This is a genomic window from Blautia acetica, from assembly GCF_038739805.1.
Lineage (GTDB): Bacteria > Bacillota > Clostridia > Lachnospirales > Lachnospiraceae > Blautia.
The window spans coordinates 215,010-228,981 of the sequence record NZ_JBBEWO010000001.1; the positions used below are offsets into that span (position 1 = coordinate 215,010).

Genomic DNA, 13,972 nt, shown 5'->3' on the forward strand with positions numbered 1-13,972 from the left:
ATTATGAAGACGAGAATTTATCTGGATAATGCAGCAACTACAAAGACTTCTAAAGAAGTAGTAGATGCCATGCTTCCTTATTTTACAGAGGATTACGGAAATCCTTCCAGTATTTACGAAATTGGACAGAGAAGTAAAGAGGCTATTACAAAGGCCCGTGAGCAGATTGCACAGGTGATTGGCGCAAAAACGGAAGAAATTTATTTTACCGCAGGCGGCAGTGAGTCTGACAACTGGGCGTTAAAGGCGGCTTTTGAAGCATATTCAGGCAAGGGCAATCACATCATTACTACGAAAATTGAGCACCATGCGATTTTGCATACCTGCGAATATCTGGAAAAACAGGGCGCCAGAATCACCTACCTGGATGTAGATGAAAACGGTCTGGTAGATTTGGAGGAACTGCAGAAAGCCATCTGTCCAGAAACGATTCTGATCTCTGTTATGTTTGCCAACAATGAAATCGGAACCATTGAGCCGGTGAAGGAAATCGGTATGATTGCAAAAGAACATGGGGTACTTTTCCATACCGACGCAGTACAGGCATTTGGTCAGGTTCCCATTGATGTAGACGAGATGAACATTGATATGTTAAGTTCCAGTGCCCATAAGATTAACGGACCCAAGGGAATCGGCTTTCTCTATATCCGCAAGGGCGTGAAAATCCGTTCTTTTGTACACGGCGGTGCCCAGGAAAGAAAGAGAAGAGCCGGAACTGAAAATGTACCGGGAATTGTAGGTTATGGTGTGGCTGCCAAAAGAGCGGCAGAGAGCATGGAAGAGCGCACAAAAAAGGAAAGAGAACTGAGAGATTATCTTATTGAGAGAGTCTTAAAAGAGGTTCCTTATGTAAAATTAAACGGAGACCCGGTAAAACGTCTTCCGAATAATATGAATTTCAGTTTCCGGTTTATCGAAGGGGAATCCCTGCTGATTATGCTGGATATGAAAGGAATTGCAGGTTCCAGTGGTTCTGCATGTACTTCCGGTTCCTTAGACCCTTCTCATGTACTTCTGGCTATCGGCCTGCCTCATGAGATTGCACACGGTTCTCTGCGTCTGACTCTTGGGGAAGACATTACGAAGGAAGACTTGGATTACACTCTGGAGCAGATAAAAGAAATCGTGGGAAGACTGCGGGAACTGTCCCCGTTATATGAAGATTTTGTAAGAAAACAGGAAAAACAGAAACAGTAAGAAAAATAAGAGAATTTTTTGAATAAACGGAGGAATTTATTATGTACAGTGAAAAAGTTATGGACCATTTTCAGAATCCAAGAAATGTAGGAGAAATCGAAAATGCCAGTGGTGTGGGGACTGTAGGCAATGCAAAATGTGGAGATATTATGCGTATCTATCTGGATATTGATGAAAACCAGATTATCAGAGACTGTAAGTTCAAAACCTTTGGATGCGGTGCAGCAGTGGCCACTAGCAGCATGGCAACAGAACTGGTAAAAGGAAAAAACATTCAGGAAGCACTGCAGATAACCAATAAAGCGGTTATGGAAGCGCTGGACGGACTTCCGCCAGTGAAGGTGCACTGTTCTTTGCTGGCAGAAGAGGCTATTCATGCAGCATTATGGGATTATGCGGAAAAGAATGGAATCAAAATCGAGGGACTGACCAAACCGAAATCTGACATTCATGAGGGCGAAGAGGAAGAAGAGGAAGAATATTAATGGCAAAGAAAAAGGTAGTGGTAGGGATGTCCGGCGGTGTGGATTCCTCTGTGGCAGCCTGGCTTTTGAAACAGCAGGGGTATGATGTTATTGGCGTTACCATGCAGATATGGCAGGAGGAAGACCGGGAGTTTCAGGAAGAAAACGGGGGTTGTTGCGGTCTGAGCGCCGTAGACGATGCCAGAAGAGTAGCTCAAGTGCTGGATATTCCCTACTACGTCATGAATTTCAGAAAAGAGTTTAAAGAAAATGTCATTGATTACTTTACCAGAGAGTATCTGGAGGGCAGAACACCCAATCCCTGTATCGCCTGTAACCGTTATGTGAAATGGGAGTCCCTTTTAAAGAGAAGTCTGGATATTGGCGCCGATTACATTGCTACCGGACATTATGCCAGAGTGGAACAGCTGCCAAACGGCAGGTATGCTATCCGCAATTCGGTTACTGCAAAAAAAGACCAGACCTATGCGCTTTATAATCTGACACAGGAACAGCTTTCCAGAACATTGATGCCGGTGGGAGACTACACAAAAGACGAAATCCGCCGTATGGCAGAGGAAGCCGGACTTCCCGTGGCACATAAAAAGGACAGTCAGGAAATCTGTTTTGTGCCGGATAATGACTATGCAGGTTTTATTGAGGAGCATACAGGCAGAAAAACAGAAAAGGGTAATTATGTCCTGGAAGACGGCAGTGTTATCGGGCAGCACCAGGGAATTATCCATTACACCATTGGCCAGAGAAAAGGTTTGAATCTTGCCATGGGTCATCCCGTTTTTGTGACGGAAATCCGTCCTGAGAGCAACGAGGTAGTCATTGGAGAAAATGAAGATTTATTCGTATATAGTCTGCTTTGCGACAGGGTGAATTTTATGGCCATGGAAAAGCTGGAGGAGGGCAGAAATCTTACAGCAAAAATTCGTTATAATCATTCGGGTGCACCTTGTACACTAAAGGATGCAGGTGACGGAAAGGTAATAGTGACTTTTCAAGAACCTCAAAGAGCCATCACGCCGGGACAGGCTGTCGTCTTTTATCAGGGCGAATATGTGGCAGGAGGCGGCATTATTCTGGGAAAAGCATAAAGAATAGGCAGATAAGAAAAAGGGCTGCTGTATCAGAGGAAAATCGTCTGATACGGCAGCCTTTTTGAGACTGGAAATTTGGTTTTAAAGCTTTATAAATTCCGGTTTTCTCTTTTTGAAAATGGTATAATACCGGAATCCACAGGCTTTTAGCAGTTCGCCCATTTTTGGAAAATCGTAAGCCATATGTTCCGGTGCATGGCCGTCAGAGCCCAGCGTCAGAATTTCCCCTCCCAGTTCCCGGTAGCGAGTCAGAATATCCTCTGTGGGGTTTGGGTGACCCAGTCCATATTTAAAGCCCGCACTGTTACATTCCAGTCCAATGCCCTTTTCAATCAGAGTTTTGAGAATTTCGTCCAGAATATCCCTGTAAGCCCGGTAAGAATAATCTTTGTTTTTCTCAGGGCCGTAGCGTACCACATAGTCAATATGCCCACAGGTATCAAAGCAGGAGAAAGTTTTCAGGTTTTCCAGAACCACTTCAAAATACCGATGGTAGGCCTGGTACTGGGTTCTGCCCTCATAAAAATCTTTCTTATAGGGATCCAGACGGTCGGCTACATGGACGGAGCCGATGAGAAAGTCAAAGTCAGAAGAAGTGGCAAGGGTCGGAATTTCCTTTTTTAAATGAGGCTGAAGTCCCATTTCGAGACCGAAAAACACAGAGATGGTATCTGCGTATTTTTCTTTCAGTTCCCGGCAGGTTTTTTCGTAGGCAGGCAAATCAACCAGAAAGTTCAGCTCTCCCGGGGGAAAATCCAAATCCATATGTTCTGTAAAGCAGATACCGGGAAGCCCCAGGGCAATGCCTCTTTGAATCATGGACTCCATAGGAGCCTGGCTGTCACTGGAAAAAGAGGTATGCAGATGAAAATCATAATACATGGCAAAACTCCTTTACTGTAAAATATGCTTTTTTCTACATTATAAACGCTGATTTGCAGGGGTTTCAAGTGGTATTACAGGAAATTGCTATTTCATAAAAAGGAATTTTGAAAATAGACTTGAATTTTTGGATAAAAACAGGTACAATATGGACAAGGTTGATGTTTCTTTAACGAAGTTAGGCTTTAAAGCTAAACTCTGTTAAAGAACTCCCATATAAATCAATCACTTTTAGGAGGAATGAAAATCATGGCAGTAAAAGTAGCAATTAATGGTTTTGGACGTATTGGACGTCTTGCATTCAGACAGATGTTCGGAGCAGAAGGATTTGAAATCGTTGCAATCAACGACTTAACATCTCCAGCTATGTTAGCTCACTTACTGAAATATGATTCTACTCAGGGTAGATATGAATTAGCTGATAAAGTAACAGCAGGTGAAGATTCCATCACAGTTGACGGAAAAGAAATCAAAATTTACGCAAAAGCTAATGCAGCTGAACTTCCTTGGGGAGAAATCGGTGTAGACGTAGTTCTGGAGTGTACAGGATTCTACACATCTAAAGACAAAGCACAGGCTCACATTGATGCAGGCGCTAAGAAAGTTGTTATTTCCGCTCCGGCTGGAAACGACCTTCCTACCATCGTTTACAATGTAAACCATGAAACATTAACAGAAAATGACAACATCATTTCTGCAGCTTCCTGTACAACAAACTGCTTAGCTCCTATGGCAAAAGCATTAAATGACTTAGCTGAAATCCAGTCCGGTATTATGTGCACAATTCACGCTTACACAGGCGATCAGATGACACTGGACGGACCACAGAGAAAAGGTGATTTAAGACGTTCCCGTGCAGCAGCAGTAAACATTGTTCCTAACAGCACAGGTGCTGCAAAAGCTATCGGATTAGTTATTCCTGAATTAAACGGAAAATTAATCGGCGCTGCTCAGCGTGTACCGACACCTACAGGTTCTACAACAATCTTAACAGCAGTTGTAAAAGGAAACGTTACAAAAGAACAGATTAATGATGCTATGAAAGCAGCAGCTACAGAATCTTTCGGATACAACACAGATGAAATCGTATCCAGTGATATCGTTGGTATGAGATTCGGTTCTCTGTTCGACGCTACACAGACAATGGTTCTTCCATTAGACAACGGCACAACAGAAGTTCAGGTTGTATCATGGTATGACAACGAAAACTCTTACACAAGCCAGATGGTTAGAACAATCAAATACTTCGGAAAATTATTAAACAAATAATTTCAAGTATTTATAAAGGCTCAGGAAGGGGTCCGGTCTATTGTGGGCCGGATCCCTTTCGTTTTTTCAGACCCGAAGAATAAGGAAAAGGAGGCATTTTTTAATGCTCAATAAAAAATCAGTTGACGATATTAACGTAAAAGGAAAAAAAGTCCTGGTTCGCTGTGACTTTAACGTACCCTTACAGGAAGGTAAAATTACAGATGAAAACCGCCTGGTAGCAGCTCTTCCTACGATTAAAAAATTGATTGCTGACGGCGGCAAAGTAATTCTCTGCTCCCATCTTGGGAAACCGAAGGGAGAAGCAAAACCGGAATTATCTCTTGCCCCGGTTGCAAAACGTCTGTCTGAATTATTAGGACAGGAAGTAACATTTGCAGCTGATCCGGAAGTGGTAGGACCAAACGCAAAAGCAGCGGTAGACGCTATGAAAGACGGCGAAGTTGTTTTACTGGAAAACACACGTTACAGAGCAGAAGAGACAAAGAACGGAGAAGCTTTCTCAAAAGAACTGGCCTCTCTTTGCGATGTATTTGTAAACGACGCATTCGGTACAGCACATCGTGCACACTGCTCTAACGTAGGTGTTACACAGTTCGTTGACACAGCAGTAGTAGGCTACTTAATGCAGAAAGAAATCGATTTCCTGGGAAATGCAGTGAACAATCCGGAAAGACCATTTGTTGCAATTCTTGGAGGCGCAAAGGTTTCCAGCAAGATTTCTGTTATCAACAACCTGCTTGATAAAGTGGATACTTTAATCATTGGCGGAGGAATGGCTTATACTTTCTCCAAAGCAGCAGGCGGAAACATTGGTATTTCTCTGTGTGAAGATGATTATTTACAGTATGCCCTTGATATGCAGAAAAAAGCAAAAGAAAAAGGCGTGAAATTACTTCTTCCTGTAGACCACAGAATCGGAGATGCTTTCTCCAATGACTGCAACATCCAGATTGTTAAGAGCGGCGAAATCCCAGAAGGATGGGAAGGTATGGATATCGGACCTGAAACAGAAAAACTTTTCTGTGACGCGGTAAAAGACGCAAAAACAGTTGTATGGAATGGACCAATGGGCTGCTTTGAAATGCCGAACTTTGCACACGGAACAGCAGCAGTGGCAAAAGCACTGGCTGAAACAGATGCAACAACTATCATCGGTGGCGGTGACTCTGCAGCAGCTGTAAATATTCTGGGATATGGCGACAAAATGACACATATTTCCACAGGCGGCGGTGCTTCTTTGGAATTCCTGGAAGGAAAAGAACTCCCAGGCGTTGCAGCAGCAAACGATAAATAAGTCAGGGTCGGGCTTTAAAAGACACCAAATATAAGAAAGAAGGTTATTCCCATGGCAAGAAGAAAAATTATTGCTGGAAACTGGAAAATGAACATGACTCCAAGTGAGGCTGTTGAACTGGTAAACACATTGAAACCACTGGTGGCAAATGAAGAAGTAGACGTGGTATTTTGTGTTCCTGCTATTGATATTGTACCGGTTGTAGAAGCTGTAAAAGGCAGTAACATTCAGGTGGGTGCAGAAAATATGTACTTTGAAGAAAAAGGCGCTTACACAGGCGAAATTTCACCAAACATGTTAGTAGATGCAGGTGTAAAATATGTCATTTTAGGACATTCCGAGAGAAGAGAATATTTCGGTGAAACAAACGAAGACATTAACAAAAAAATGCACAAAGCATTTGAGCACGGTTTAGTACCGATTATGTGCTGCGGCGAAACTCTGGAACAGAGAGAGCAGGGCGTAACTATGGACTTTATCCGTCAGCAGGTAAAAGTTGGATTCCAGGGAATTACTGCAGAGCAGGCGAAAGAAGCGGTTATCGCTTATGAGCCAATCTGGGCTATCGGAACAGGCAAAACAGCAACTACAGAGCAGGCACAGGAAGTTTGCAAGGCTATCCGTGCATGTATTGCAGAAGTGTATGACGAAGCAACTGCAGAAGCTATCCGTATTCAGTACGGCGGTTCTGTAAATGCTGCAACAGCTCCGGATTTATTTGCACAGGCAGATATCGATGGCGGTTTAGTTGGCGGCGCTGCATTGAAACCAGATTTCGGTAAAATCGTAAACTATAAATAATCAAAAGCGATGGATATTATGTAACAACGGAAAGAGAGACCTTGTATGGAAAATTCTGTGCAGGGTCTTTTTTGTATAGCAGAAAAGTTTTTTCAAGAACTCTTACACCCCTTCCAAATCAAAAGGCGGTGTATATTCCTCCTTTGCGCTGCTTTTCTTCTGCATAAACCCTTCGGTCAGTCCCAGGGCGATGGCAGTGTCCAGGACTTTGTTGTATTCATAACTGGTAATGCGCCGGTTGATTTCAGGATAATCGCTGCTTCTATAAAAAGGCGTGTACTGGCTTAACAGGCTGAGCAGGAAGCTGTGTTTGGGAAGTGTTTCCTGCAGCCAGGTAAGGAGTCTTATGGAATCTTCTTTACAGCCCGGAAGTACCATATGGCGTATAATAACTCCTTTTTGCAGAATGCCCTGACTGTCAAAAACAGGAGAGGGACATTGCTGTACCATTTTGATAAGGGCAGGACCGGCAAAGGCAAAATAGTCTTTTGCTTTTGAGTAGCGCAGGGAAAGTGCTGAATCAAAATATTTTAAATCCGGCAGCCAGATGTCCACATAGTTTTTCAGTAAATCAATCATTTCCGGTTTCTCATATCCGCTGGTGTTATAGACAACAGGGATGGTCAGACGATTTTTTACCAGTTCCAGAGCAGGAAGAATCTGAGGCAGAAAATGGGTAGCAGTTATCAGATTAATATTGTGCGCGCCCTGTTCCTGAAGCGAAAGAAAAATTTCTCCCAGACGTTGGGGCGTCAAGTCTTTTCCGATTTGTCCGCTGCTGATGGCGTGATTTTGACAAAAGCAGCATTTTAAGGTACACCCGGAAAAGAAAACGGCTCCGCTGCCTTTGGTACCGCTGATACAGGGCTCTTCCCAGAAGTGCAGGGCAGCTCTGGCCGCTTTCACGGTGGAGAAACAGCCGCAGTAGCCAACACGATGGTTTCTGTCAATTTCGCAGTTTCTGGGGCAGAGCCGACAGTGGGAAGTGGAAAGAAGAGGATGTTCAAGTACTTGTTTCATAAAATAGATGTTCACCTTTCCTGATAAATTTTGTTTTATGCTTTTTTCATCATATAAAAACTTTAGGGATATTTCAAGAGAAAACCAGAAAAGGGTTTCTTTTTGGGATTTTTTGGAGTAAAATAGTGTATGTGAACCGGAGAAATTTGGAAAAGCAGAGAAAAAGGATGTTTATATTCATGTCAGGGAAAAAAGACAATAAGAAAGAAAAATTGAAAAGCTTGAAAAAAGCGGATGAAAGACTGAAAAAAGAGAAAAAAGGTGTAAAGAAAACAAAAAGGAAGAGGGGTTCCGGCAAGAAAATTGCTGTGGGAACAGCGGCGGCAGCGGTATGCATTCTGGCAGCAGGTTATGTGGCTGGGGCTGTGTACTATCAGAATCGATTTTACCCCGGAACGGAAATTAATGGCGTGAAATGCGGCGGACAGACTGTGGCAGAAGTGAAAAAGGACGTTAAGGAAACTTCCGAAACTTATACGCTTACCATTCAGGAAAAAGACGATAAAAAGGAAATTATCAGCGGGGATACGATAAAGCTCACATATAAAGACGATAAAGGTCTGGAAAAGACCAAGGAGAAGCAAAATTCCTGGATTTGGCCTGTGCAGATTTTTGGAGACAAAACTTATAAAGTCAGTATGGACAGTTCTTATGATGAGGCCAGCCTGACCAGTGCAATCGACCAGCTGCAGTGTCTGCAGGATGCCAATGTGACCCAGCCCCAGAATGCTTCCATAGAAGATAACGGAACCTCGTATGTGATTGTTCCGGAAGTGTTGGGAACGGCACTGGATAAGGAAAAGACGGTTGCTGCTATTAAAGAGGCAGTGGATACACGAAAGGAAACTCTTTCTTTGGAAGAGGCAGACTGTTATTTGAAGTCGACAGTGCTGCAGACAGATGAAGCGCTGAAACAGGAGGCGGACAGACTGAATACGCTGACCAGTGTACAACTGAGTGTGAATTTTGGCAGCGGTACGGAAACCATTACCAGAGACATGCTGAAATCCTGGCTGAAAAAAGGAGAGGACGGCAGTTACAGTTTTGATGAAAGTGTCGTAAAACCAGTAGTTATCGGCTGGTCTGAAAAATATAATACTTACGGCAAGGCAAGGGACTTTCAGACTTCCGGAGGCGCCACGGTACATCTGACCGGCGGGGACTATGGCTGGAGAGTGTGGCAGGACAAGACGACAGAAGCGCTTATGGCTGCTTTGAATGAAGGCAAGAGCCAGGAACTGGAAGCTACCTGGCTGTACAAGGGACAGACTCATGGCGGAAACGACATTGACGGAACCTATGTGGAAATTTCTATCAGTGAGCAGCGTATGTGGTTTTATAAAGACCATGTATGCCTGGTAGATACTCCTGTAGTAACCGGAAATCCAAACAAAGGAAACGGAACCCCGGCAGGAGGTGTCTGGAGGCTGAAAGATAAAGCCAGCCCCTTTACGCTGGTTGGAAAGAAGCCGGATGGAAGCATTGATTATGAAGAACCCGTGAATTACTGGATGCCCTTTAACGGAGGAATCGGGATTCACGATCTGACCAAGCGAAGTGAATTCGGAGGTGATATTTACCTCTACAATGGTTCTCATGGCTGTATTAATACACCTCTTGAGAATGTGAGAACGATTTATGAAAATATTGAAGTGAATACGCCTGTTGTTGTGTATTAATATTATGCATCATTCTATGCATAAAAATAGGTGAAAGAGGCCGCTGTGCAGCTGATATGTATATATTTGATATTTACAGATTAGAAATGCACAGCGGTTTTGGCATATTTTTCGCTTGCAAAGAGAGAGAAAAGCTGATATAATGCATAGCAGTTGAATAAATATACATTATATACAGAATAAATGAATATTATATGAATAAAGGAGAGGCAATTATGAAAAAGAAAATTTTAGTTATGGCAATGACCGCCGCTATGCTGGCGGCAGCAGGATGTGGAAGTGGAAAGAGCGCAGAACCGGTGGAGATTTCTTCAAAAGAAGACTTGGCAGATTTAAAGATTGGTGTGCAGATTGGTACTACAGGAGACAGCCAGGCGACAGAAGCGGTTAAAGAAGATAAGCAGGTAAGCCGTTTTAACAAGGGAGCCGATGCGATTCAAGCGTTGAAAAACGGAAAAATTGACTGTGTGGTTATTGACTCTCTCCCAGCAGAAAAATTTGTGGAAGCAAACGATGATTTGAAAATTGTAGACGGCATTTTTGATAAAGAAGAATATGCTATCTGTCTGAAAAAAGGCAACATAGAACTGAAGGAAGAAATGAATCAGGTGTTGAAAGAGTTAAAGGAAGATGGAACCTTAGAGCAGATTCAGAGCAATTATCTTGGAGATGAAGTGGGAGAACACCCCTATGAATCTCCTGCGGACGCAGACCATTCTAAAGGAACGCTTACTATGGCTACCAATGCAGAATTTGAGCCATGGGAATACAAAGAAGGCGATGAAATCGTGGGGATTGATGCGGATATTGCAAGAGCGATCTGCGATAAAATGGGATATGACCTGAAGATTGAGGATATGGCATTTGAAATGATTCTGGCTACCGTAGATACCGGAAAAGCAGATTTCGGTGCTGCTGGTATGACCGTCAATGCAGAGCGTGAAAAAAGCGTGGACTTTACGGACACTTATGCGGAAGCTACTCAGGTAGTCATTGTGAAGAAATAATAAGGAGACAGAAGATATGTTGGAAAATTTACAGGCATGGTTTCAGCGCTACTTTGTGGATAACGGCGCAACCTCTTGGTGGCTGGAAGGTTTGAAAACAACCGTTCTGGTTACCCTGCTGGCCCTTTGTATCGGTGTGGTGCTGGGATTTCTCATTGCCATTATCCGTACCACTCATGAGCAGACAGGAAAGCTGAAACTCCTGAATCTGCTGGCAAAGATTTATCTGACGGTTATCCGCGGTACACCGTCCATGATTCAGATTTTGATTTTCTATTCCGTGGTTTTTGCCAGTGTGAATCTGAATAATATTATCATCGGCGGAATTGCCTTTGGTATTAATTCCGGCGCTTATGTGGCAGAAATTGTCCGTTCCGGTATTATGTCTATTGACAAGGGACAGACAGAAGCGGGCAGAAGTCTGGGACTTTCTGCAGTGCAGACTCTGTGGCTGATTATTATGCCTCAGGCATTTAAAAACGTGCTTCCTGCGCTGATTAATGAGTTGATTGTACTGTTAAAAGAAACAGCTATTATTGGTTATATCGGCACTACAGATATTACAAAAGCGGCAACTCTGGTACAGAGCCGTACTTACAGTGCGTTTGTGCCTTTGATTTCAGCGGCTGTATTCTACCTGGTGCTGGTTATGCTGCTGACCCACTTTATGGGCAAACTGGAAAGGAGGCTGCGCAAGAGTGAACACTAAAGGAGAAGTTTTGATTCAGGTGCAGAACCTGCAGAAATCTTTTGATGGAAATGTGGTTTTGGATGGAATTTCCACCGAAATCCACAAAGGAGAAGTTGTGGCTATTATCGGACCTTCCGGTTCCGGTAAATCTACGTTTCTGCGCTCTTTAAACCTTATGGAGGAACCTACAGGGGGAAAAATCCTGTTTGAAAACGTGGATATTACAGATCCCAAGGTGGATATTAACCGTCATCGTCAGAAAATCGGCATGGTATTTCAGCAGTTTAATCTGTTTCCACATAAGACCGTGAAGGAAAATATTATGCTGGCGCCGGTGACTTTAAAGCTGATGACTCAGGAAGAGGCTTCTAAAAAGGCCGATGAACTGCTGGAGAGAGTGGGACTGCCGGATAAAGCAGGAGCCTATCCGGGACGCCTTTCCGGAGGTCAGAAGCAGCGTATTGCCATTGCAAGAGCCCTGGCTATGAATCCGGACGTTATGCTTTTTGACGAGCCTACTTCTGCCCTGGACCCGGAAATGGTAGGGGAGGTTCTGGAAATTATGAAGGAACTGGCTCATACGGGTATGACCATGGTAGTGGTAACTCATGAAATGGGATTTGCAAGGGAAGTAGCCAGCCGTGTGCTGTTTGTGGACGGAGGAAACATTCAGGAGGACGCAGAACCTCAGGAATTTTTCGGCAATCCGAAGAATCCCCGTCTGAAAGAATTTTTATCAAAAGTACTGTAATGGAAAACTGCCAAAAGAACAGTTGTCATCCCCAAAGACCGCTTGTTCTTTTGGCAGTTTTGTTGTTTGAAAAATTTTGTGGGAAATATTTGGAAGAGACAGAAACGGAAATCTTGGGATTGAAAAATCTGGGATTTCTGTTAAAATATAAACGGGTAAAAAGTTAGTAAATCAAATTTTATATAAGGGAGAAATTACTATGAGTAAAAAACCAACCGTATTAATGATTCTCGATGGCTATGGATTGAATGACAAGTGTGAGGCAAATGCGGTCTGCGAAGGAAAAACACCGATTATGGACCAACTGAAAGCACAGTGCCCATTTGTAAAGGGAAATGCCAGCGGTATGGCCGTAGGTCTTCCGGAAGGGCAGATGGGAAATTCAGAGGTCGGACACCTGAATATGGGGGCAGGCCGTATTGTATATCAGGAACTGACAAGAATTACAAAAGAAATTGAGGATGGAGACTTTTTCAAAAATGAAGCTCTGTTAAAAGCTGTGACAAATGCAAAAGAACAGAACAGCGCCCTGCATTTATTCGGTCTGATGTCAGACGGCGGTGTGCACAGCCACCTGACTCATGTATTCGGTCTTCTGGAACTGGCTAAAAGAGAAGGGCTGTCCAAAGTTTTTGTACACTGCTTCCTGGATGGAAGAGACACACCTCCTACAGGCGGCAAAGGTTATGTGGAACAGCTTTGTGCGAAAATGGAAGAACTGGGTGTAGGACAGGTTGCCTCCGTTATGGGACGTTACTATGCAATGGACCGCGATAACCGCTGGGATCGTGTGGAACTGGCTTTCAATGCCATGACAAAGGGCGAAGGCGTACAGGCTGAATCTGCTGTGGAAGCTATCCAGGCTTCTTATGACAATGATAAGACAGATGAATTTGTTCTGCCTACTGTCATTGTGAAAGACGGAGCACCAATCGGAACAGTAAAAGACAAGGATTCCGTTATCTTCTTTAACTTCCGTCCGGACCGTGCAAGAGAAATTACAAGAGCCTTCTGTGATGATGACTTCACAGGTTTTGCGAGAGACAAGAGATTGGATCTGACTTATGTATGCTTTACAGAATACGACCCGACGATTCCAAACAAAGAGGTTGCTTTCCATAAAGTATCCATTAACAATACTTTCGGAGAATTTCTGGCAGCAAACGGTCTGAAACAGGCTCGTATTGCAGAGACAGAGAAATATGCCCATGTAACCTTCTTCTTTAACGGTGGTGTGGAAGAGCCAAACGAGGGAGAAGACCGTATTCTGGTAAAATCTCCAAAAGTTGCAACTTATGATTTAAAACCGGAAATGAGCGCTTATGAAGTATGCGATAAACTGGTAGAGGCGATTAAATCTGACAAATATGATGTCATTATCATCAACTTTGCAAACCCGGATATGGTTGGACATACCGGTGTGGAAGCAGCTGCTATCAAAGCCATTGAAGCAGTGGACGAGTGTGTGGGAAAAGCAGTAGAAGCAGTGAAAGAGGTAAACGGACAGATGTTTATCTGTGCAGACCACGGAAATGCAGAACAGCTGGTGGATTATGAAACAGGCGCACCGTTTACAGCACACACCACAAATCCGGTTCCCTTTATTCTGGTAAATGCAGACCCGTCTTATGGCTTGAGAGAAGGGGGCTGTCTGGCAGACATTGCGCCAACCCTGATTGAATTAATGGGTATGGAACAGCCGGCAGAAATGACAGGAAAATCTCTGCTGATTAAAAAATAAAAAGTATACAAAGTTATCCTTTTAAAATCCACAGGATTTTGTGTAGTATTCCGGGTTGTATTTT

General features: G+C 43.5%; 13 protein-coding genes. 11 read left to right on the plus strand and 2 right to left on the minus strand.

The window, feature by feature from the left end; genetic code table 11:
* The first annotated feature begins 3 nt into the window (after window positions 1-3).
* Genes nifS through mnmA form a run of 3 tightly spaced genes read left to right on the plus strand, consistent with a single transcriptional unit; the run spans window position 4 to window position 2,767 of the window.
* A complete protein-coding gene (gene nifS / locus WBS51_RS01050; protein WP_294459543.1) occupies window positions 4-1,197 on the plus strand; it encodes a cysteine desulfurase NifS in 1,194 nt (397 codons plus the stop codon).
* Window positions 1,198-1,238: 41 nt separating this feature from the next.
* Window positions 1,239-1,682, plus strand: coding sequence for a Fe-S cluster assembly scaffold protein NifU (gene nifU, locus WBS51_RS01055; protein ID WP_173747401.1), 444 nt, complete (start codon window positions 1,239-1,241; stop codon window positions 1,680-1,682).
* Window positions 1,682-2,767, plus strand: coding sequence for a tRNA 2-thiouridine(34) synthase MnmA (mnmA, locus tag WBS51_RS01060; RefSeq protein ID WP_173747402.1), 1,086 nt, complete (start codon window positions 1,682-1,684; stop codon window positions 2,765-2,767). The genes nifU and mnmA overlap by 1 nt, the downstream gene beginning before the upstream one ends.
* Before the next feature lie 84 nt (window positions 2,768-2,851).
* On the opposite strand, the gene WBS51_RS01065 is transcribed toward mnmA, so the two are convergent.
* Window positions 2,852-3,652 carry a histidinol-phosphatase HisJ family protein gene (locus tag WBS51_RS01065; protein WP_294459545.1) on the minus strand — a complete coding sequence of 267 codons (801 nt, stop codon included), beginning with the start codon at window positions 3,650-3,652 and terminating at the stop codon, window positions 2,852-2,854.
* A 249-nt stretch (window positions 3,653-3,901) separates the two neighbouring features.
* Between WBS51_RS01065 and gap the strand changes: the two genes are divergently transcribed.
* The 3 genes from gap to tpiA all read left to right on the plus strand — a co-directional run bounded on the left by gap (window position 3,902) and on the right by tpiA (window position 7,019).
* Window positions 3,902-4,921, plus strand: coding sequence for a type I glyceraldehyde-3-phosphate dehydrogenase (gap, locus tag WBS51_RS01070; RefSeq protein ID WP_173747404.1), 1,020 nt, complete (start codon window positions 3,902-3,904; stop codon window positions 4,919-4,921).
* Between the two features lie 103 nt (window positions 4,922-5,024).
* Window positions 5,025-6,218, plus strand: coding sequence for a phosphoglycerate kinase (locus WBS51_RS01075; protein ID WP_173747405.1), 1,194 nt, complete (start codon window positions 5,025-5,027; stop codon window positions 6,216-6,218).
* Window positions 6,219-6,269: 51 nt separating this feature from the next.
* The gene (gene tpiA, locus WBS51_RS01080; RefSeq protein WP_173747406.1) at window positions 6,270-7,019 is read left to right on the plus strand and encodes a triose-phosphate isomerase; all 750 of its coding nucleotides are present in this window, start codon (window positions 6,270-6,272) and stop codon (window positions 7,017-7,019) included.
* Between the two features lie 102 nt (window positions 7,020-7,121).
* Here the strand turns inward: tpiA and WBS51_RS01085 are convergent, their stop codons facing one another.
* Entirely contained in the window at window positions 7,122-8,039 is a 918-nt protein-coding gene (locus tag WBS51_RS01085; protein ID WP_173747407.1) for a radical SAM protein, read from the minus strand.
* Between the two features lie 179 nt (window positions 8,040-8,218).
* Between WBS51_RS01085 and WBS51_RS01090 the strand changes: the two genes are divergently transcribed.
* From WBS51_RS01090 to gpmI, 5 genes are all read left to right on the plus strand, one after another.
* A complete protein-coding gene (locus WBS51_RS01090; protein ID WP_294459549.1) occupies window positions 8,219-9,718 on the plus strand; it encodes a L,D-transpeptidase family protein in 1,500 nt (499 codons plus the stop codon).
* Window positions 9,719-9,933: 215 nt separating this feature from the next.
* Window positions 9,934-10,725: a transporter substrate-binding domain-containing protein gene (locus WBS51_RS01095; RefSeq protein WP_294459552.1), complete on the plus strand. Its 792-nt coding sequence runs from the start codon at window positions 9,934-9,936 to the stop codon at window positions 10,723-10,725.
* Between the two features lie 16 nt (window positions 10,726-10,741).
* Window positions 10,742-11,434, plus strand: a complete 693-nt coding sequence (locus WBS51_RS01100) for an amino acid ABC transporter permease (protein WP_173747410.1) — start codon at window positions 10,742-10,744, stop codon at window positions 11,432-11,434.
* Window positions 11,424-12,167, plus strand: a complete 744-nt coding sequence (locus WBS51_RS01105; protein WP_291681982.1) for an amino acid ABC transporter ATP-binding protein — start codon at window positions 11,424-11,426, stop codon at window positions 12,165-12,167. Before WBS51_RS01100 ends, WBS51_RS01105 begins: the two co-directional genes overlap by 11 nt.
* A gap of 199 nt (window positions 12,168-12,366) precedes the next feature.
* The gene (gpmI, locus tag WBS51_RS01110) at window positions 12,367-13,908 is read left to right on the plus strand and encodes a 2,3-bisphosphoglycerate-independent phosphoglycerate mutase (protein ID WP_173747411.1); all 1,542 of its coding nucleotides are present in this window, start codon (window positions 12,367-12,369) and stop codon (window positions 13,906-13,908) included.
* The last annotated feature ends 64 nt before the right edge of the window (window positions 13,909-13,972 follow it).